This window comes from Neorhizobium galegae (assembly GCF_017877135.1).
Classification (GTDB): domain Bacteria; phylum Pseudomonadota; class Alphaproteobacteria; order Rhizobiales; family Rhizobiaceae; genus Neorhizobium; species Neorhizobium galegae_A.
Genome location: NZ_JAGIPH010000001.1, coordinates 1,256,566 through 1,276,204 on the forward strand (window position 1 = coordinate 1,256,566; position 19,639 = coordinate 1,276,204).

Genomic DNA, 19,639 nt, shown 5'->3' on the forward strand with positions numbered 1-19,639 from the left:
CCGATTGAGGCTGCCTTGTCCTTGGATAGACCGGCCGCAGATCAGGCGATGGTGTCGAAGGCCTTGGGATCGATACCGAGCGTCACGAGGTCGCGCTTCAAGGGCTTGCGGCCACCTTCAACGGCAGCAGACGCAGCAGCAGCGGCACCGAAAACAGCGATGGCACGACCAATGAAGCCACCGCGCATCCTGCTCAAATTCGTAGACATGTTCATCTCCTTTGTGATGCTTGAGATATGGGAGCGCAGGGCATCGATCGCAACGCACAAGAGAGGATGGGAGCCATGCAGCGCCCGCATGTCGCAGGCCGCAAGGCTTTACCATTTGGCAATTTTATAGACAGTGGCGGGCCGACTGACCCGAAGGGAGACACGCATGATCACGCTTTACGGCATCAAGGCCTGCGACACGATGAAGAAGGCCCGCAGCTTTCTGGACGCGCAGGGCGTTGCCTATCGCTTCCACGACTACAAGACCGATGGCATCGATCGCGCCCATCTGGAGGAATGGACGGACAAGCTCGGCGTCGACACGATCCTCAACCGGGCCGGCACGACGTTTCGCAAGCTCGACGAGGCCGACAAGGCCGTACTCACCCGCGAAAAGGCCATCGAGCTGATGCTGGCGCAGCCCTCGATGATCAAGCGGCCGGTGCTGGAGACCGAAGGCGGCTTGACGGTCGGCTTCAAGCCTGAAACCTATGAGGCCCTGTTCTCCAAATCCTGATCCCGCCTTCTGAAAACCAGCGTTTCCACCATGTCGAAAACCACCCGCGCCACGCAGGCGCTTGCCAAAGCCGGCGTTGCCTTTACCATCCACACCTATGATTACGATCCGAATGCCGAACGCATCGGCCTTCAGGCGGCTGAGGCGATCGGCGAGGAACCGCACCGCGTCTTGAAAACGCTGATGGCGGAAGTGGATGGGAAGCCGGTCTGCGTCGTCGTGCCCTCGGATCGCGAGGTGTCGATGAAGAAGCTCGCCGCAGCCTTTGGCGGCAAGTCGGCGGCGATGATGAAGCCGGCCAATGCCGAAAAGGCAACCGGTTATGTCGTCGGCGGCATCAGCCCGTTTGGCCAGAAGAAGACGGTGCCGACCGCCATCGAGGCGGCCGCCATGGATGAGCCGCTCGTCTACATGAACGGCGGCCAGCGCGGACTTCAGGTGCGCCTTTCGCCATCGGATGCGAAAACGGTGCTGGCGGCGATCGTCGCCAGCGTCGTTGCAGAGGCCTAGCCCACGACCTATCTCCCCGTCACACCCGTTCTGAAACTTTGCAAGGAAGCAGGCCGCCCATGACCCAATCCCACGATCAGACCAGCGCCATCGATCCCGTCAAGCTGGAGAAGCTGGCGGAAGTGGCCGTGAAGGTTGGCCTGCAGCTGCAGAAGAACCAGGACCTCATCATCACCGCGCCGATTGCCGCTTTGCCGCTCGTGCGCTTCATCACGCGCCATGCCTACCGCGCCGGCGCCGGCCTCGTCACCACCTTCTATTCGGACGAGGAAACCACGCTTGCACGCTATGCCGAAGCGCCGGACGAAAGCTTCGACAAAGCCTCCGGCTGGCTCTACGAGGGCATGGCGAAAGCCTATGCCGGCGGTGCGGCCCGCCTTGCCATTTCAGGCGACAATCCGATGATGCTGGCCGCCCAGGATCCGGAAAAGGTAGCGCGCGCCAACAAGGCCAACTCCATCGCCTACAAACCGGCGCTCGAAAAGATCTCCAATTTCGACATCAACTGGCACATCTGCTCCTATCCGAACCCGGCCTGGGCGCGGCAGGTGTTTCCGGATATGGCTGAAGACGATGCCGTGCGGGCGCTTGCCGAAGCGATCTTTTCCGCCTCGCGCATCAATACGCCGGACCCGATTGCCGCCTGGGCAGACCACAATGCCAACCTGAAGAAGCGTTCGAGCTTCCTCAATAGCGAACGCTTTGCCGCGCTGCATTTTTCAGGCCCCGGCACGGACCTGACGGTTGGCCTTGCCGATGGCCACGAATGGCATGGCGGCGCATCGAAAGCAAAGAACGGCGTCACCTGCAACCCGAATATCCCGACGGAAGAAGTCTTCACCACGCCGCATGCGCTGAAAGTGGAAGGCCATGTCTCCTCGACCAAGCCGCTGTCGCACCAGGGAACGCTGATCGACAACATACAGGTGCGGTTCGAGGCGGGCCGTATCGTCGAAGCGAAAGCGTCGAAGGGCGAAGAGGTGCTGAACAAGGTTCTGGATACCGATGAAGGCGCCCGTCGCCTCGGCGAAGTGGCGCTCGTGCCGCATTCCTCGCCGATTTCCGCCTCCGGCGTGCTCTTCTACAACACACTGTTTGATGAAAATGCCTCCTGCCACATCGCACTTGGCCAGTGCTATTCAAAATGCTTCCTCGACGGCGCATCGCTGACGCAAGAGCAGATCAAGGCGCAGGGCGGCAATTCCTCGCTCATCCACATCGACTGGATGATCGGCTCGGACAAGGTCGATATCGATGGTGTCCGCGCCGATGGCACGAAGGTTCCGGTCATGCGGCAGGGCGAGTGGGCGTAAGCCTTGGCTGAAGTACCTCTCTCAGAAAAGAACGCCGGAGCTGTACTCCGACGTTCAGGCACCGCTATAGACGGATTACGCCGTCGAGCAGAAGCATAGGCGATAGGCAGCCTTACAGGCAGCAACGCCAGTGGCCACACACATACTCTCGACGCCCGAAGCGAACGCGAGTGTACGGTGAGACCCAATGACATGCGCGAAGCGACATGCATGGTCCTCTATGGTCTGAGGACTCTTGAATGTCAGACGGACTTGGGGTATAAGCCCCTGCGAGGGAGACTTATCCATAGTATCCATCTTATCCCGCTTGCGAGTCGAGAAATGCTCAGCGGGACCGGAACCGGCCCTACTCTGGCGCTGCAACGCCTTGTAGGGCCGTTTTCATTTCCGGCATTCATGATTTACCTATACAGGCAAAATTCAGGCGCCACAAGCCCACCGCCTTGTATGAATGTGCAAATTCGCATACAGTGGACTCGAAATCCATGGAGGATACAGCATGTCTGACCAAGCCCTACTGAACGCTGAAAACAGGAAAAAACAGCTGCAAAACAGACGCTTATCTTTGAATGCTGAAATTTTACAGCTGGATCGAGAAATAGGCGAAATTGATACATTCATTAAAACATGGCACCTCTTCGCTGATGCTGTATCAACGCCTACCAAAGATGTGGAAGCAGAAACAAAAACGGAACAATCCAGCACTCATAAGAACCAGAATCGGAAAAATTCCACGAAAGAAGAAGTTGCCGCTGCCGCACGTGAAGCGATTCGCCGCGCTCAACGCCCAATGACGAGGCAAGAACTGTATGACACTTTGGTAGGTGATGGCTTAATAATCGAAGGCAAGGAGCCGCTTGCCGTCCTCACAACGATGCTGTGGCGCATGAAAGACGAGATTCGTAAGCTCCCAGAGGGCAGGTATGACATTGCAGGCGGAGATGAAAGTGCTTCTCTGCACGACGATTTTCCCGACCTTCTAGGATAAAATATATTTAAAAACAATACCTTATCGTCAGTATCCTGTTCTACGCGCCATCTGCCTCCTCAAAGACGGGTAAGCCAGCGTGCGTAACCTACAGGTCGAAGCAGGTAGTTTTGTAAGTCTTACGCCACCAATCTCAGGTCTGAACGATAGGACCAAATAGTGCTATGGCTTTTCCGGTAAGATATCGCGCTGCATTCGAAGGGTAGGGATCCGCAAGGCTCAAGATGGCGCCAATGCTGCACACGCGGCCGTTACCCAGCCCTTACGTCCCGTGCAACCGAGCGTCCATTACCAGCGATTTCAACCCTACATATCCTAGGCATCAAAACAGGCTCCCCTGCTCCGTTCCGTCCGGCGCGGGTTTTGGCGCCTTTTTCTTCGGTGCGGGCGAAGCGGCCGGGGGCGGGGATGCGGGGGAGACGGCGGTCGCCGCCGTGTCGCCGGCGGTTGCCGACACCGCACCATCGGCAAACTGGATGGCGAGCGCCTGTCCGCTTGCCACCTCGGCCGCGCGCGTTAACAGTTTGCCCTCGGCCGTCTGGATCACGGCATAACCGCGCTTCAGCACGTTCTTGTAGGAGAGTGATTGCAGCACGCGGTCCTGCGCCATGACGGCCGCCTTGCGCCGTCCCATGGCATTTTGAAGCGCGCTATCGGCATGGCGCATCAGGGAGGCCAGCTGCAGGCGTTCGCGGCCGATATGGGTGAGCAGCCGGCCCGGAAGCCCGGACAGAGCCACCTGTGCCCGTTCGATGCGGCCGCGCTCGCGCAAGACCTGCCGTTCCACGCAGCGGTCTGCGCGCAAACCCTGCTCCACCAGATGGCGGCGGCGCTCGGCAAGTCGCACGGTGAGAAGATCGAGCCTCAGGCCCGCACTTGCCCGCTCCAGGCTGCGGCGCTTGGCAATCGCGGTTTTTTCCAGGCCCCGCCCCAGGCCCGTTGCCGCCTCGTCGAAACGCCGGCGGGGCAGCGCCAGCAGCTGGTCGAGCGACGGCAGTGCCCGCACCAGCGCGCGAAGCCCCTGGCGGCGGTTGTCCATCTGGCGCGATGTCGATCCCTGCAGGCGCGCGCCAAGATTGGCAAGCTGCGCCTGCAGCTCAGCCTTTACGGGCACTGCCATTTCGGCGGCCCCCGTCGGCGTCGGCGCCCGCACATCGGCGGCATAATCAATGAGCGTCCAGTCGGTCTCGTGGCCGACGGCCGAGATCAGCGGGATGTCGCTCGCCGCTGCCGCCCGCACCACCGCCTCGTCGTTGAAACTCCAGAGATCCTCGAGACTGCCGCCACCGCGGGCCACGATCAGCAGGTCCGGGCGCCGGATCGGCCCGCCGGGCAAAAGTGCATTGAAGCCGCGGATGGCGTTCGCCACCTCGTCGCCCGACCCCTCGCCCTGCACCTTCACCGGCCAGACGATGACATGCACCGGAAAGCGGTCGGCAATGCGGTGCAGAATATCGCGGATGACAGCCCCGGTCGGCGATGTGACGACGCCGATCACCTGCGGCAGAAAGGGCAGCAGCTGCTTTGCCGCCGGATCGAACAGGCCCTCGGCGGAAAGCTTTCGCTTACGCTCCTCGATCAGCGCCATCAGCGCGCCGGCACCGGCCGGCTCCAGGTTCTCGATGACGATCTGGTATTTCGATGACCCCGGGAAGGTCGTCACCTTGCCGGTGGCAATCACCTCCATGCCCTCTTCCGGGCGGAAGCGCAGTTTCGAGAACGACCCCTTCCAGATGACGGCGTCGATGCGCGCCTTGTCGTCCTTCAGCGAAAAATAGGCGTGGCCGGAGGAATGCGGGCCGCGATAGCCGGAAATCTCGCCGCGCACCCGCACGTGATCGAATGCGGTTTCCACCGTCCGCTTGATCGAGCCCGAAAGCTCCGAGACAGTTTGCTCTGCAAGATTGGTATGGGGGTCGGAGGAGGACAGCCTGTTCATGCCGGGGTTTTAGCGCAGATCGGGTGCCATTTCACCTGTCTTGGCGCGAAAAACGGCTCTTCTTTGCCGATGCTACAAGAAACCAATGACTACAATTCGAGTTATCCGCTTTAAGGCCCGTTAAAGCTAGGAACGATCATTTAGGGCCAAGGCGGCCTGGAGCCGGACTCTGTTAGCGTTTTTCCGTCTAATCGTGGACGCAACGCCCAGAGAGACAAAAGGAGACCGAGCGTGCTCTTACTGACGGCTACCTGCATCGGCTTTACAACGGGCGCCCTGCGCTCGATGTTTTCCATCGCCTTCGTCGCAGCGATGATTCTGGTCATCTTCGCCGTGGCCGCGTTCGTGTCGCCCGCACCGGTTTCGTTCTGGAATCTGGCCATCGCCATTGCCGGCTACAATCTCGGCATCATCGGCCTGATGGGCGCCATCTTCGTCACCGAAGGCCGCAGCCAGACCGCCTGAGCCAGACCGGCCGATCGCCGCAGGTCCTGTCGGTAAGCGGTCGGCAAATGCATGCGTCAGCGTGGACGCACCACGTAAAGCTGAAAACCCGTCATCGCGGCCGCCACCGGCCGCAGGTAATCCGGCAGATCCCCGCGTGCCAGATGCGCATAGAGCCCGTCCGGCTTCAGCCGGATCAAATCGCGCGTCTGCGGATCCGCCGGGCAGAATGCGATGATCGCCACATTCGCCCCATCGAGGAAGGCCTTGGCCTCCGCAGGCGTCGCAAGCCCGATATGCAGTTCCGTCAGCATGCCCGCCTGGTTGCGATGGTAAGGCGCCGACAGCACCCGGTGATGCGTGAAGCGCAGGATGGCCGCACCGCTGTCGGAGGGGGCCGCCACCGTGCGGGCCGGCAGACGCTTCAACAGCGCCATGTCTGCCTCGCTCCGGCAGCCGTTTTCCGCCTGCATCGGTGTGGCTGCCTGCGTCAGCGCATTCATGCTGAGCGAAGCCTCAAGGCCGCGCGCTCCGACAATACCGGCAAAGAACCACACCACCGGCACCGAGGCGAGCACGGTAACGATATAGGCAAAGCCGGCATTCATGTTTTCCGGCTCGGCATGGGACATCCGGCGCAAATCGTTGATGAGGAGGGACAGCGGCAGGATGGCCAGCGCATTGGAGAAATAGGCGCCTCGCACCTGGATCAGCGCCACGGCAAGAGCTGCCACAAGGAGTGCGCCGAGAAGCATGTGCTGCTCCACGCGGGCGGCATCCTCGCCGCGAAAATCCAGCGCGCGAAAAATGCAGACGGCAATGGCAAACAGGCCGACGGCATAAAAGCCGCCCGCCGCCTCAGGCGCCAGGCGGATCTGCGACAGAACCGGCTGCGCCTCGCTGACCTTGCTCAGCCAGAGCTCCTGCAGCATCGGATCAAGGCCGGCAAGCGGGCTTGCCAGGCAGTCGGGCGCAATCAACATGGCCGTACCGAGAACTATGAGGGCAAGCAGGCCAAGCAGCAGCACGCGGCCGAACACCCCGGCGCGTTCCCCGAAACGGGCCAGAAGAAACAGCCCGCCGCCGCCGACGGCTGCCAGCGCGTAGAAGCCGAGAGACAGGTTATCGCAGGTGACCACCCGATAGGTCGAAGGCGGCACGGTCGCGAAAAAGAAGAGGCTGATCGAGATCGCCAGCGACAGGCCGAACTGCCCGGCCTTTCGGGAAAACGCCGTCCCGTGAACCGCCCATTGTACGGCAACGCAGGCACAGGCGACTGCCACCAGCGGCAGTGTCTCGGCGCCGATGGCCATGGCGAGCGCCGCAAGACAGCCGGCAATCGCATGGCTTGGCCCTTCGCGCCGCTCCACCAGCGAGGCCGTCAGAAACATCATCACCACCATCTGGATATTGTGGTGGTCGATCGCGCCGGGATGGAATTTGAGCGAGGTAAAGACCGAGAGCGCCGCAAGCCCGAAGGCGATATGCATGGTGGCGGCCCCGCCGAGCCTGCGCCCGCCAAGCCCCGCCGCCACCATGAACAGCACAGCCATTAAAAGCGGCCAAACGGCAAGCGCCAGCGCCTCGGCGCGCTCCTGCGTCTCACCCGCGATCTGGAACAGCCGGACAAGGCCCGCAATGGCCAAGTCCACAAGCCGCGACCAGTGCATCAGCGTGCCGCCGTCAAGCCCAAGCCGGTATTGCTTGAGATCGAACCAGCCTTGGCCGGCCAGAAAATCCCGCACCTCGACAAGACGCATCACATCGTCATTGTCCGGCCCGACATAATCGGCGCCGCTGCCCATAACCGCGATGGCGGCAACCACCACCACGGCATAGGCCATCAGCGAGGGAAAGAACTGCTGCCAGGGGCCGGACTGCCCGGTACCGGTGCCGGCATGTTTGCGGGCCTCTGTCATGCCGCCGCGCGTGGTCTTCGTCATCTGTCTCATCCCGCTGGCGGCCGCGCGAGGCCTTTTTGAGCAGAGGCATAACGCCGCCCTGAGGGGCTTTCGCCGGATTGCCCGTTGCGGCGAAACCTAGCCTTAACCTTATCAAGAAATAGTAAAGTCAGGCGTGCCGGCACCGCGCTCAAGGATTGATGTGTCGCCGAGTGACATCCATGGACAGTTTTGCCGCCGGCCATCGCAGGATTGCCGTGCTTCTTCCCTGCTATAACGAGGCGCCGTCGATTGCAGCGGTGGTGCGCGGCTTCCGTTCGGCCCTGCCGGAGGCGCGCATCTACGTCTATGACAACAATTCCACCGATGGCACGGCACTTCTGGCCATGCTTGCCGGCGCCGAGGTGCTGCGCGAACGCCGCCAGGGCAAGGGCCATGTGGTGCGCCGCATGTTTGCCGATATCGATGCCGATATCTACCTGATGGCCGATGGTGACGGCACCTATGGGCCTGACGATGCGGAAGACCTTATCCGCACCCTGATTACCGAACGCGCCGACATGGTCGTCGGCACCCGCCGGGACCTGTCCGACACGGCCGGACGCCACGGCCACGCCCTTGGCAACCGCCTGTTCAACCATCTTTACCGGCGCCTGTTCGCAGACGGTTTCACCGATATCTTTTCCGGCTACCGCGCCTTTTCCCGCCGCTTCGTCAAAAGCTTTCCTGCCGTCTCCGACGGGTTCGAAGTGGAGACGGAAATGTCGGTGCACGCCTTTCGCCTGAAAATGCCGGTCTGCGAACTGCCGCTCGATTATGGACGGCGGCTGGAGGGATCTGCCTCGAAACTATCGACGCTTGGCGATGGCGCGCGCATCCTTCTTATGTTTGCCATGCTGCTCAAGGAAACCCGCCCCTTTGCGCTGTTCGGCGGCCTGGCGCTTCTCCTGATGCTGGCAGGCCTTGCGCTCGCCGTGCCGGTTCTCGCCGATTATCTTCAGACGGGCCTCGTGCCGCGCCTGCCGACCTGGGTTCTGTCGCTTGCGTTTGCCGGCGTCTCGGCCATGTCTCTGACGGCCGGCGTGGTGCTGGACAGCGTGGCGCGTGGACGCAACGAATTGCTGCGCCTGCATTATCTGAGTGCGCCCCACCTTACCTTTGACATGAACCCGCCAGCGGCTGCCGACCTCCCGCCCGCCATCGCGCTCAAACGAAAGCGGCGTGCGTGAAAAGGCCTGTTAGGTTCCTGGTGGCCGGCGGCTTTGGCTTCGTCATCGACGCGGGCCTTACCCATCTGCTGATTGCCGGTGCAGGCTTCAGTCCCTTTGCGGCGCGCATGCCGGCGATTGCCGCCGCCCTCTCCTTCACCTGGGTGTTCAACCGCACCTTCACCTTTGGCCGCTCGCCGCATTCGCTGGCGGCAGAAGGTTTTCGCTACTGGGCCGTCGGCGCAACGTCTGCCGTTCTGAATTACGGGATCTATGCGGCGCTTATCCACCGCCTGCCGATGATCCAGCCCGTGGCGGCGGTGGTGCTGTCGTCCGCCGCCGCCACGCTCTATTCCTTCTTCGGCTATTCCCGCTTCGTCTTTCGCCACCGCAACGGGACCGCGAAAGAGGATTAAGCCTTGAAAGGCTGTTCAAGAATTCTGTCTGGCGCGGCGAAAATGGTGATTTCGAGAATCGGAGCGGAGCGTATTGAAAGGTAGGTGAGTACCGGACAAGCAGAAATTGCCATTTGCAGCCCGCCAGAGAGAATTATGGGATAGACTTTGTCATCAGACGGTTTCCCACCCATCCTTCTCGCTTGCCCGGTAGATGGCATCGATGAAGCGCTGGTTCGCGGCCGAGCTTTCAAGCGACACGACCTCGGCATCCCCGCCCAACGCCTTTTTCGCAAAGGCTTCCGCCTGGCGCCGATACTGGCGGCTGTCGGGAAAGCGGAAGATTTCCGAACGGCCATGCTTCTGGTCGGTAAGTTCCACCTCCTCAGCCCCCCAGCGGTCGGCATTGAACGGCGATTTCACCTCGATAAAGCCATCGGTGCCGTGGAACACCATCAGCTGGCGCGCCGCAAGCTGGGTGGAGATGTAGAAGGTGAGGTCGAAATCGCCGAAATCGGCCTTTACGGTCGAATAGATGTCGGTGCCGAATTCCTTGTCGCGCTCCGTCGTCGCCTGCACCCGGATCGGCTCGCGGCCCGTGGAGAAGCGCGTGGTAATCGTCGGGTAGACGCCGATATCCGGCAGGCCGCCGCCACCAAGTTCTGGAATGTTGCGCATATTGGACGGATCGCGGTTGAAATAGGTGAACGCGCCCTGCACGTGGCGCAGCCGGCCGATGGCGCCGGAGGCCAAAAGCTCGCGCACCTTCAGCCACACCGGTGCATAGGTCACCATGAAGGCTTCGGCAATCAGCACGCCATGGCGGTCGCGCGCCGCGATCAGTTGGTCGATCTCGTCGGCCTTCAGCGAAATCGGCTTTTCGCACAGCACATGCTTGCCGGCCGCGGCCGCCTTCAGCGACCATTCCACATGCTGGCTGGTCGGCAGCGGAATATAGACCGCATCGATCACGTCGGACGCCAGCATCTCCTCGTAGGAGCCAAAGGCATGCGGCACCGAAAACCGATCCGCCATTTCGCGTGCGCGGGAAAAATCGCGGCTGGCAATGGCGCTCACCACGCAGTTTTCCGCATCCTGAATGGCCGGCACCACGGCATCGCGACCGATCTTGGCGGTGGAAAGAATACCAAAACGCAACATGAGTTCCTCCTGATCATTGTGCGGCGGCACCCTAGCGCATGTCCCTTTCGTCTGCGCAGCAAATTTATCGGAGTTTTTGCAGGCGGAGCGTTTTCGACCCCTCAATGCCAGGCGCTTTTCCGGCTCGCGCCATCGCCTCGGCACCAGCACCGGGCGTCACCATGAATGGCCGAAAATGTCCGCTCTTCGTCCGAAGGCTTGCTTTTGCCTTTTGGTCAAACGGCTATCTTCGTGCTATCTTCACAAACCGGAGAACAGAAAATGTCCGATACCGCCCTTCTCGTCATCGACGTGCAGCAATCCTTCCCGCATCGCCCTTACTGGGATGCGGCCGATGTGCCGCGTTATCTGGAGCGCCAGCAGGCGCTGATCGACGGAGCCACGGCCCGCGGCATCCCCGTGCTGCAGATCTTTCACCTTGCAGACAGCGGCGACTTTTCGAAGGAAAGCGGCCATGTGCGCACGCTGGACGGCGTCACCATCGCGCCGACCCGGATCTTTGAAAAGCATCGCCATTCCGCCATGGTCGGCACTGGCCTCGACGTCTGGCTGACAGAACACGGCATCCGCAATCTCATTGTCTCCGGCATCCGCACCGAACAATGCTGCGAAACCACCACCCGCCATGCCTCCGATCTCGGCTTTGCCGTCACCTATGTGGCAGAGGCAACGCTGACCTTCCCGATGACCGATGACGCCGGAAACGTCCATTCGCCGGAGGATATCCGCCGCCACACGGCCATGGTGCTGAAGGACCGCTTTGCCCGCATCGCAACCGTCGAAGAAGCCCTCTTGGGCGACGGGGCCCGCGCATGAGCCTTGCCGGCACTGCCTCGCCCCAAAATGTTCCGGTGGTGATCGTGGTGCCGCCGCAGGCGCTGCTTCTGGATATCGCAGGGCCGATGGAGGTCCTGCGATATGCCAACCAGCACCAGAACGGCATCCGCTTCGACTGCCGCTACGTCTCGGCGAGCCCGCGCCAGACAACCTCGATCGGCCTCATGCTCGATGGTCTGGAACCGCTGCCGCAGACGCTGGAAGCCGATACGCTCCTGGTGGTCTCGGGCGCAACAGAAGGGGAGGAAAAGCTGGCGATGGCGGCGGAGCGCGCAAGACTGGCGCGCTGGATGCGCGATGCCGTGCGCCCCGACACCCGCATTGCCAGCATCTGTTCCGGCGCCCTTCTGGTGGCAGAGGCGGGGCTAATGGAAGGGCGCCACTGCACCACCCATGCCGATTGCATTGCCGAACTTCGCCGCCTGGCACCCACCGCGCAGGTGCTGGAAAACCGGCTTTACGTCGAGGATGGCCGCTGCTTTTCCAGCGCCGGCATTGCAACCGGCATCGATCTGATGCTGCATATCGTGGCGAAGATGACGTCTGCACCGGTGGCACTGGCGGCCGCCCGCAAGATGGTGATCTACCTGCGCCGGAACGGGAGCGATCCGCAGATTTCGCCCTGGCTTTCGGGCCGCAACCATGTCCACCCGGCCATTCATCAGGTGCAGGATGCCATCATGGCCGATCCCGCCGCCGACTGGCCGGTTGCCCGCCTGACGGCTGTCGCGCATCTGAGCGAGCGGCACCTGTCGCGGCTGTTTCGCGAGCATGCCGGCCTGTCGCTGATCGATTACGTCAACCAGATGCGGGTGGCGCTGGCGCGCGATCTCATTTCCCAGACACGGCTCGATCTTGAAAATGTCGCAGCCCGCTGCGGCTTTTCCTCCGCACGGCACCTGCGCCGTGTCTGGCGCCAGCACCATGCCGATCCGCCGAGCCTCCACCGCGCAGCCTGCTGATCGACCCATCACGGAATTTGAATGGCGCAAGCCTTCCCGGGACCCTAGGTTAACCCCATATCGAGGTCACCCATCCCCTTAACCCACGAGGTCTCCCATGCAGTTGCGCCCGCTCGGCCGAACCGGCCTTACCATCGCCCCCGTCGTCTTCGGCGGCAATGTCTTCGGCTGGACGGCGGACGAAAAGACCTCGTTCGACCTGCTCGATGCCTTCTTCGACGCCGGCTACAACACGATCGATACGGCCGACGTTTATTCCGCCTGGGTGGACAGCCATGTCGGCGGCGAAAGCGAAACCATCATCGGCAAGTGGCTGAAACGCGGCAGCGTTTCGCGTGACAAGGCGGTCATCGTCACCAAGGTCGGCTTCGACAACAAGGGCCAGAAGACCGGCCTGTCGAAAGGCTGGATCGCAGAAGCGGTAGAGGCCTCGCTGAAGCGTCTCGACACCGATTACATCGACCTTTACCTCGCCCACAAGCCGGACACGGCAACGCCTGTCGAGGAAACGCTGGAAGCCTTTTCCAAGCTGAAGGATGCCGGAAAGATCCGCGCCATCGGCTGCTCCAACTATGACGCGGGCCAGCTGAAGGCCTCTCTCGATGCCGCCGAAAAATCCGGCCTGCCGCGGTTCGATGTGCTGCAGCCGGAATATAATCTCTACACCCGCCAGAAGTTCGAAGGCCCGATCGCCGATCTCTGCATCGCGGAAAACATCGGCGTCATCAGCTATTATGCGCTGGCCGCCGGCTTCCTCACCGGCAAGTACCGCAAGGTGGAAGATGCCGCCGGCAAAGCGCGCGGCGGGCGCGTCGGCGATTATCTTAATCCGCGCGGGGAAAGCGTGCTTGCAGCACTCGACGAGGTGGCCCGCGAAACCGGCACCAGCATGGCAACCGTTGCCATCGCCTGGGTCGCCGCCCGCCCCGGCATCACCGCCCCGATCGCCTCGGCCACCAGCCTCGAGCAGCTGACGGCGATGACCGCCGCCGGCACGCTTACCCTGTCCGACGCGCAGATGGCCCGCCTCACCGAGGCCGGCGCATGAGCACACCGGTTGTGGTGCGCGACGCAACCGCGCAAGACGAAGCCGCCTGGAGAAAACTCTGGGCGGATTATCTCGCCTTCTACAAGGTGACGCTCGCCGATGACGTGACCGATTACACCTGGTCGCGCATTCTCGATCCCGCCTCGCGTGTTGCCATGCGCGTGGCGGAGGTGGAGGGGCAGCTTGCCGGCTTCGCCATCCACCACTTTCACGATTCCACCTGGGTGAAGGCCCCGGATTGCTATCTCGAAGACCTGTTCCTCGACGCGACATTTCGCGGCCGTGGCATCGGCCGCGCGCTGATGGAGGATCTGGTGGCGATCTGCCGCAAACACGGCTGGGCGCGCCTCTACTGGCACACCGACGAGGGCAATGTCACCGCGCGCAAGCTTTATGACAGCTTCGTCGCCTCCGATGGACATGTGCGTTACCGGATCAAGCTCTGAGCCCGACCATCAGCCCCGAAAGCGGAAGAAATCGATGAAGGCGCGCAGCGACGGGCGCATCTGCCGGCGCGAGGGATAGTAGATGTAGAACCCGTCGAAGGGCGGGCACCACGCTTCAAGCACCCGCACCAGCCGTCCCTCGGCAATATCGGTCTCGACGGCCGGATCAAACAGGAAGGCCAGCCCGACGCCGTCGCAGGCGGCGCGGCGCATCAACCGCTGGTCCGGCAGGATCAGCGGACCATCCACGTTCACCACCACCGGCTTGCCATCCTTTTCCAGCTCCCAGCGATAGACGCGGCCGCTGGCAAACCGGCGCCGGATGCAGCGGTGGTCAACGAGATCGCGCGGATGCTGCGGCACCGGATGCTGTTCGAAATAACCCGGCGACCCGACGATGACGCCCTGCCAGGGGCCGCTTGCGCGCACGGCAATCATGTCTGCCTGCAGATGCTCGCCGAGCCGCAGGCCTGCATCGCATTCCTGCTGGACGATGTCCTCGAAACGGTCGTCGGTGCGTATCTCCAGCTCGATGTCCGGATAAAGCGCCAGAAACGCGCCGATCCGCGGCGCCACGATCTCGTCAGCCGCCAGCATCGGCATGGTGATCTTCAGCGGCCCGGCCGGCCGTTCGCTGCGCTCAGACAGGGCCCGCATCGCCGCATCGATATCCGAAAGCGCCGGCGAAAGGGCTGCGATCAAAAGCCGCCCTTCCTGGGTTGGCGCAACAGACCGTGTCGTGCGCTGCAACAGGCGCACGCCAAGGCTTTCTTCCAGCGCCGAGACCGCATGACTGACGGCGGACGGCGCAATGCCAAGATCGGCCGCCGCCTTGCGAAAGCTCTGGGCTTCGGCAACGGCTGCGAAAACGGCCATTTGAGACAACTGGATACGGTTCATTGTTCTATCCTATAGAACAGCCCGCGCCCAATTGCAGCGGTTTTCACCGATGCCCGAACGCCCTAGATTGATCTCTACGACGGCGCCTTCGCCGCGCCGCGCCTGTCTCAATGACCCCTCAAGGAGATCCCATGCACACCCGCACACTTGGAACGCTCAATGTTTCCGCCCTTGGCCTTGGCTGCATGGGCATGACCCATGCCTATAGCCCGGTGGCCGATGAAACCGGCGCGCTCGCCACGCTTGCCCGCGCCGTCGAACTGGGCGTCACGCTGTTTGATACGGCCGAAGTCTACGGCCCCTATACGAATGAAATTCTCGTCGGCAAGGGGCTGAAATCCTACCGCGACCGGGTGCAGATCGCCACCAAGTTCGGCTTCACCATCGGTGACGACGCCAAGGCCGCCCGCCCCTCCGGCACCGACAGCCGGCCGGAAAATGTCCGCGCCGTTGCCGAAGCCTCCCTGAAACGCCTCGGCGTCGAGGTGATCGATCTCTTCTACCAGCACCGCGTCGATCCCGATGTGGCGATTGAAGAAACCGTCGGCGCCATGGCCGATCTCGTCAAGGCCGGCAAGGTGCGGGCACTCGGCCTGTCTGAAGCCAGCGCCGAAACCCTTCGCCGCGCCCATGCCACCCACCCGATTGCCGCCATCCAGAGCGAATATTCACTGTGGACGCGCGATCCGGAGGAAAACGGCGTGCTGGCCACCTGCCGCGAGCTAGGCATCGGCTTTGTCCCCTTCTCGCCGCTCGGCCGCGGCGCCCTCACCGGGGCGCTGAAAAACCTCGACGGCCTCTCCGATACGGATTTCCGCCGCGGCCTGCCGCGTTTTCAGGCGGAAAACTTTGATGCCAACCTGGCGCTTGTCTCGGCGCTGGAACAGATGGCCGCGGACAAGAACACCACGGCCGGCCAGCTGGCGCTCGCCTGGGTTCTGGCGCAGGGCGATTTCATCGTGCCCATCCCCGGCACCACCAAGATCGCCAATCTCGAAAAGAACGTCGCCGCCGCCGATATCAAGCTCTCGCCGGACGAGGTGAAGCAGCTCGGCGATCTCCTGTCGCCCGACAAGGTCAAAGGCGCGCGCTACCCGGAATCGATGGCGAAAATGGCCAACCGGTAGAATGAGGCGGGAGGACGTGGCCAGTAGGCCGTAGAAGCGGTGCGGCATGTTATGGCCTTCCCTTGTGAGGAGGATCAGACTGCTGACAAGCCTTCCTCACTTTAAGCTTTGGCGTGATGGGTGGCCGCGAAGGCCCTTCGCCCCGTTTCAACGGGGAGAAGGTCGCGGCAGCGGGATGAGGGGCTGATTTGCCCAGCTTTCAATGGTGTATCGACCCTCACCCCAGCCCTCTCCCCGCTTGGCGGGGAGAGGGGGAAAAGGCGAAGAGGATCCTGCTCTTGTCTACGTCTTGACTTTGTGAGCAGCCCGAGCTTTTGCCGCGTTCTCTGCTCCGACAACCCCTTGCAGCCCAACGAAAATGGCCGGCATCACGCCGGCCATGTCGTCTCAGGTATCGGGTGGAAAATTCAGCGGACGGCGCCGACCACGATTTCGCGGCCGTCCTCGATGGTGACCCAGCGGCCCGTGTTGAACGAGGCCTGACGCTTCAGGTAGGTATAGGGCGTCTGGGTCCAGATCTTCACGTCGTCCGTCAGGTTGTCGAGGATGAAGTCGCCTTCGGAGGTGCGCACCGTCAGTACCGCATGACCTTCGCCATCGGGCTTGCGTACGACGGTGATCAGCAGGTCGGCGAGCGAAAAGCCGCGCTCGGACAGTTCCTTGCGCTTCTGCAGGACATAATCCTCGCAGTCGCCGGCATCGACCGGATAGGCCCACACTTCTTCCCGGCCATAGACTTCCATGTCGGTGCGGGCGGTGATGCGGGAATTAACCGAGCTGTTGACCTCGTGGATCATCTGCCAGCCATAGTCGGTGACTTTCGGCGGTGGCGAGGAGGCAAAGCGGATGTTGCACTCGTCCTTGTGCAGCTGACAGAATTCGTAATGGCCGATCGGCTGCGAGGTGATGTTGCCCGTCACCATATGCAAGGTGGGCTGCGGCGCCGGAACGGCTGCGGTCGCCGGCGCAAACATGGCAATGAGCAGCAGCGCAATGTGGCGCGCTTTCAGGGCATTCATCATGGACCCGTCCCTCTAAATCCTAACAAAAGGTTAAGGCCGGGAAGGCGGGGGTGTCAATTATGAACAGAGTCTTAACAGCGGGGCTCTGCGTTTATGGTTAAGATTGCGGCTTTTCAGTCGCAGCTTATGGACGAGCGACGGCGCGGCGAACCGCACCGCCCTCCTCTGCATGTTAAGCTTGAAGGTCTCAGACCAGCGCCTTGATGGCGGCGCGCATCCGCTCGATATCCTGCGGGCGTGACAGGCGGTGGTCGCCGTCGCGCACCAGCGTCAGCACCACGTCGTCGGCAGGCAGGTGTTCAACCAGCGTCAGTGCATGACGATAGGGCACATCCGTATCCTGCATGCCCTGCAAGATGTGAACCGGGCAGCCGGTTTCGATGATGCCGGTCAGCACCCGGTTCTGTCGCCCGTCCTCGATGAGGTCGCGGGTAAAGATGTTCGGTTCCGGGCTGTATTCCGAATGTTCCTCGAAATAGCCGCGCTCTTCCAGAGACCGGCGTTCGGCCTCCCCAAGCGCCGGTTCGATCAGGGCGCTGGTGAAATCGGGAGCCGGTGCGATGAGAACCATGCCGCGAACCTTTGGCGCCGCGGGGCTCCGCTTCAGCTCCGCCACGGCCCTCAGCGCAATCCAGCCCCCCATGGAGGAGCCGACAAGGATGATCTCGCGCGCCGCAAGGGTCGCGATGGCCGCAAGGCTTTCCTCCAGCCAGCGGCTGATCGTGCCCTTGCGGAATTCGCCACCCGACTGGCCATGGCCGGAATAGTCAAGCCGCAGTGCTGCAAGGCCGAGTTCGCCAGCGAGCGCATCCATCTCGACCGCCTTGGTGCCGGTCATGTCGGAGCGGTAGCCGCCAAGCCAGACGAGCACGGGTCCATCCACGCCGTCTGCCGCGGGCCGGATGAGCATGGCAATCGAGCGGCTGTCGCCGTCTACGCCGACCTCGATACGGGAAAGTCCGGCCGGTGGCGTGTCGTCTGTCATGGCATTCTCCTTGAAGGCTTTTCCGCCTTCTATAAAACAGATTCGCGAAAAGGCGACAGCAGGTGATTTCCTGCGCGGATTATGCTATTGACTTCGCCGCAGCGTTGACGACATTGACCCGCAATCGCGCCAGGCGCCGATGTGCGCCGCTGCATTTCGAAATAATTCGAGGAGAATACGACCATTCGCAGACCTTTCAAAGCCGACGCTCCAGTCAAGGACGGGCCGCGCTCCAACCGGGAAATCCGCGTACCTCGCGTTCAGCTGATCAACGCAGAGGGCGAAAACCTCGGCCCCGTGCCGACCGATCAGGCTCTCAGGATGGCGGAAGAGGCCGGTCTCGACCTGGTCGAGATTTCGCCCAACAATGATCCACCGGTGTGCAAGATCCTCGACCTTGGCAAGCTGAAATACGCCAACCAGAAGAAGGCGGCCGAAGCGCGCAAGAAGCAGAAGATCGTCGAAATCAAAGAAATCAAGATGCGCCCGAACATCGACACCCATGACTATGAGGTGAAGATGAAGTCGATCCTGCGTTTCTTCGAAGACGGCGACAAGGTTCGCGTCACGCTGCGTTTCCGCGGCCGCGAAATGGCGCACCAGGAACTGGGCATGAAGCTTCTGCTTCAGGTCAAGGACGACACGGCAACGATTGCCAAGGTGGAAGCCGAGCCGAAGCTCGAAGGCCGCCAGATGATGATGGTGCTGGCCCCTCGCTGAGGCCGGCACTTGCCCTGGCCCGACCGGCAGGGCTTTCGCGGATCACGGTTCGCACGAGGGGTTCCTGCCCTTCGTTCGCTGAACCTTTTATGCCTTATCTTTCCCCATTGCGCTTTTGACCGCCTGCCGGTATAAGCGCGCGTCCGAACGGCCCGGCAGGGCATGCCGTGGCCGTTCCAGAAGAGCTTGAAGCCCGCCTTTCGTCAGCGGGGTTCGATACAAGATATGGAGTAGCAAAATGCCCAAGATGAAGACGAAATCCGCGGCCAAGAAGCGGTTCAAGATCACGGCGACCGGCAAGGTCGTTGCGGCTGCCGCCGGCAAGCGCCACGGCATGATCAAGCGGTCCAACAAGTTCATTCGTGACGCACGCGGCACGATGGTTCTGGCCGAACCGGATGGCAAGAAGGTCATCAAGAACTACCTGCCGAACGGTCTCTGAGACCCTTTCGCTTTTTGGATCAGTTAAGGAGATCATGACATGGCACGCGTAAAACGTGGCGTAACCTCTCGCGCCAAGCACACCAAGACCCTCAAGGCAGCCAAGGGCTTCTACGGCCGCCGCAAGAACACCATCCGCGCCGCAAAGGCGGCCGTGGATCGTTCGCGCCAGTTCGCCACCCGCGACCGCAAGGTCAAGAAGCGCAATTTCCGCGCTCTGTGGATCCAGCGTATCAACGCTGCCGTTCGCGAATTCGGCCTGACCTACGGCCGCTTCATCGACGGCCTGAACAAGGCTGGCATCGAAGTGGACCGCAAGGTTCTCTCCGACCTCGCCATCCATGAGCCGGCCGCTTTCGGCGCGCTGGTCGAAGCCTCCAAGAAGGCTCTCGAATACCTGAAGGAAGCCGGCACCACCAACGAGTTTGAAAGCGCGGTCAAGTAACCAGCGCTTCCCAAGCTTATTGCTTCACTGATTTGGGAAACCCGCGCTGGTCTGGGCTGGCGCGGGTTTTTCACGTTTTATTCGCCGTCGCGCGTCCGGCTGGCTTTGGCCAAACCTACCC

Annotated in this window: 22 protein-coding genes; 15 read left to right on the forward strand and 7 right to left on the reverse strand. The window is 62.0% G+C overall.

What is annotated here, in order from left to right; all coding sequences use genetic code 11:
- Positions 1 to 41 precede the first annotated feature (41 nt).
- A complete protein-coding gene (locus tag J2858_RS06155; RefSeq protein ID WP_210103817.1) occupies positions 42 to 209 on the reverse strand; it encodes a hypothetical protein in 168 nt (55 codons plus the stop codon).
- A 166-nt stretch (positions 210 to 375) separates the two neighbouring features.
- On the opposite strand from J2858_RS06155, the gene J2858_RS06160 reads away from it, so the two are divergent.
- The 4 genes from J2858_RS06160 to J2858_RS06175 all read left to right on the forward strand — a co-directional run bounded on the left by J2858_RS06160 (position 376) and on the right by J2858_RS06175 (position 3,537).
- A complete protein-coding gene (locus tag J2858_RS06160; RefSeq protein WP_210103818.1) occupies positions 376 to 726 on the forward strand; it encodes an ArsC family reductase in 351 nt (116 codons plus the stop codon).
- Between the two features lie 30 nt (positions 727 to 756).
- Positions 757 to 1,236, forward strand: coding sequence for a Cys-tRNA(Pro) deacylase (ybaK, locus tag J2858_RS06165; RefSeq protein WP_210103819.1), 480 nt, complete (start codon positions 757 to 759; stop codon positions 1,234 to 1,236).
- A gap of 59 nt (positions 1,237 to 1,295) precedes the next feature.
- On the forward strand, positions 1,296 to 2,549 hold the full coding sequence (locus tag J2858_RS06170) for an aminopeptidase (protein ID WP_210103820.1): 1,254 nt from the start codon (positions 1,296 to 1,298) through the stop codon (positions 2,547 to 2,549).
- A gap of 499 nt (positions 2,550 to 3,048) precedes the next feature.
- Positions 3,049 to 3,537: a hypothetical protein gene (locus J2858_RS06175; protein WP_210103821.1), complete on the forward strand. Its 489-nt coding sequence runs from the start codon at positions 3,049 to 3,051 to the stop codon at positions 3,535 to 3,537.
- 322 nt (positions 3,538 to 3,859) lie between these two features.
- Here J2858_RS06175 and xseA read toward each other — a convergent pair whose 3' ends face one another.
- Positions 3,860 to 5,476 carry an exodeoxyribonuclease VII large subunit gene (gene xseA / locus J2858_RS06180; protein ID WP_210103822.1) on the reverse strand — a complete coding sequence of 539 codons (1,617 nt, stop codon included), beginning with the start codon at positions 5,474 to 5,476 and terminating at the stop codon, positions 3,860 to 3,862.
- Between the two features lie 231 nt (positions 5,477 to 5,707).
- On the opposite strand from xseA, the gene J2858_RS06185 reads away from it, so the two are divergent.
- The gene (locus J2858_RS06185; protein WP_210103823.1) at positions 5,708 to 5,941 is read left to right on the forward strand and encodes a hypothetical protein; all 234 of its coding nucleotides are present in this window, start codon (positions 5,708 to 5,710) and stop codon (positions 5,939 to 5,941) included.
- A gap of 56 nt (positions 5,942 to 5,997) precedes the next feature.
- Here the strand turns inward: J2858_RS06185 and J2858_RS06190 are convergent, their stop codons facing one another.
- A complete protein-coding gene (locus J2858_RS06190; protein ID WP_245365552.1) occupies positions 5,998 to 7,863 on the reverse strand; it encodes a hypothetical protein in 1,866 nt (621 codons plus the stop codon).
- A gap of 179 nt (positions 7,864 to 8,042) precedes the next feature.
- On the opposite strand from J2858_RS06190, the gene J2858_RS06195 reads away from it, so the two are divergent.
- A complete protein-coding gene (locus tag J2858_RS06195) occupies positions 8,043 to 9,050 on the forward strand; it encodes a glycosyltransferase (RefSeq protein ID WP_210103824.1) in 1,008 nt (335 codons plus the stop codon).
- Positions 9,047 to 9,445: a GtrA family protein gene (locus tag J2858_RS06200; protein ID WP_210103825.1), complete on the forward strand. Its 399-nt coding sequence runs from the start codon at positions 9,047 to 9,049 to the stop codon at positions 9,443 to 9,445. The genes J2858_RS06195 and J2858_RS06200 overlap by 4 nt, the downstream gene beginning before the upstream one ends.
- A 153-nt stretch (positions 9,446 to 9,598) precedes the next feature.
- Here the strand turns inward: J2858_RS06200 and J2858_RS06205 are convergent, their stop codons facing one another.
- Entirely contained in the window at positions 9,599 to 10,585 is a 987-nt protein-coding gene (locus J2858_RS06205; protein WP_210103826.1) for a Gfo/Idh/MocA family protein, read from the reverse strand.
- 261 nt (positions 10,586 to 10,846) lie between these two features.
- Here J2858_RS06205 and J2858_RS06210 point away from each other — a divergent pair, with 261 nt between their 5' ends.
- The 4 genes from J2858_RS06210 to J2858_RS06225 all read left to right on the forward strand — a co-directional run bounded on the left by J2858_RS06210 (position 10,847) and on the right by J2858_RS06225 (position 13,878).
- Positions 10,847 to 11,401, forward strand: coding sequence for an isochorismatase family protein (locus J2858_RS06210; protein ID WP_210103827.1), 555 nt, complete (start codon positions 10,847 to 10,849; stop codon positions 11,399 to 11,401).
- On the forward strand, positions 11,398 to 12,384 hold the full coding sequence (locus J2858_RS06215) for a GlxA family transcriptional regulator (RefSeq protein ID WP_210103828.1): 987 nt from the start codon (positions 11,398 to 11,400) through the stop codon (positions 12,382 to 12,384). Before J2858_RS06210 ends, J2858_RS06215 begins: the two co-directional genes overlap by 4 nt.
- 97 nt (positions 12,385 to 12,481) lie before the next feature.
- Complete coding sequence (locus J2858_RS06220; RefSeq protein WP_210103829.1) at positions 12,482 to 13,432, forward strand: aldo/keto reductase; 951 nt, start codon at positions 12,482 to 12,484, stop codon at positions 13,430 to 13,432.
- Positions 13,429 to 13,878, forward strand: coding sequence for a GNAT family N-acetyltransferase (locus tag J2858_RS06225; protein WP_210103830.1), 450 nt, complete (start codon positions 13,429 to 13,431; stop codon positions 13,876 to 13,878). The genes J2858_RS06220 and J2858_RS06225 overlap by 4 nt, the downstream gene beginning before the upstream one ends.
- Before the next feature lie 9 nt (positions 13,879 to 13,887).
- On the opposite strand, the gene J2858_RS06230 is transcribed toward J2858_RS06225, so the two are convergent.
- Complete coding sequence (locus tag J2858_RS06230; RefSeq protein ID WP_210103831.1) at positions 13,888 to 14,778, reverse strand: LysR family transcriptional regulator; 891 nt, start codon at positions 14,776 to 14,778, stop codon at positions 13,888 to 13,890.
- A 131-nt stretch (positions 14,779 to 14,909) separates the two neighbouring features.
- Between J2858_RS06230 and J2858_RS06235 the strand changes: the two genes are divergently transcribed.
- Positions 14,910 to 15,905, forward strand: a complete 996-nt coding sequence (locus J2858_RS06235; RefSeq protein WP_210103832.1) for an aldo/keto reductase — start codon at positions 14,910 to 14,912, stop codon at positions 15,903 to 15,905.
- A 407-nt stretch (positions 15,906 to 16,312) separates the two neighbouring features.
- Here the strand turns inward: J2858_RS06235 and J2858_RS06240 are convergent, their stop codons facing one another.
- Entirely contained in the window at positions 16,313 to 16,879 is a 567-nt protein-coding gene (locus J2858_RS06240; protein ID WP_432443276.1) for a transglutaminase-like cysteine peptidase, read from the reverse strand.
- Positions 16,880 to 17,114: 235 nt separating this feature from the next.
- The gene (locus J2858_RS06245) at positions 17,115 to 17,912 is read right to left on the reverse strand and encodes an alpha/beta hydrolase (RefSeq protein WP_210103834.1); all 798 of its coding nucleotides are present in this window, start codon (positions 17,910 to 17,912) and stop codon (positions 17,115 to 17,117) included.
- A 183-nt stretch (positions 17,913 to 18,095) separates the two neighbouring features.
- Here J2858_RS06245 and infC point away from each other — a divergent pair, with 183 nt between their 5' ends.
- The 3 genes from infC (at position 18,096) to rplT (ending at position 19,518) form a co-directional block, all read left to right on the forward strand.
- Positions 18,096 to 18,632 (forward strand): translation initiation factor IF-3, encoded by a 537-nt coding sequence (gene infC, locus J2858_RS06250; protein ID WP_210104159.1) that lies wholly within the window; start codon positions 18,096 to 18,098, stop codon positions 18,630 to 18,632.
- A 238-nt stretch (positions 18,633 to 18,870) separates the two neighbouring features.
- Positions 18,871 to 19,074, forward strand: a complete 204-nt coding sequence (gene rpmI / locus J2858_RS06255) for a 50S ribosomal protein L35 (protein WP_037079683.1) — start codon at positions 18,871 to 18,873, stop codon at positions 19,072 to 19,074.
- Positions 19,075 to 19,113: 39 nt separating this feature from the next.
- On the forward strand, positions 19,114 to 19,518 hold the full coding sequence (gene rplT, locus J2858_RS06260; protein WP_210103835.1) for a 50S ribosomal protein L20: 405 nt from the start codon (positions 19,114 to 19,116) through the stop codon (positions 19,516 to 19,518).
- The last annotated feature ends 121 nt before the right edge of the window (positions 19,519 to 19,639 follow it).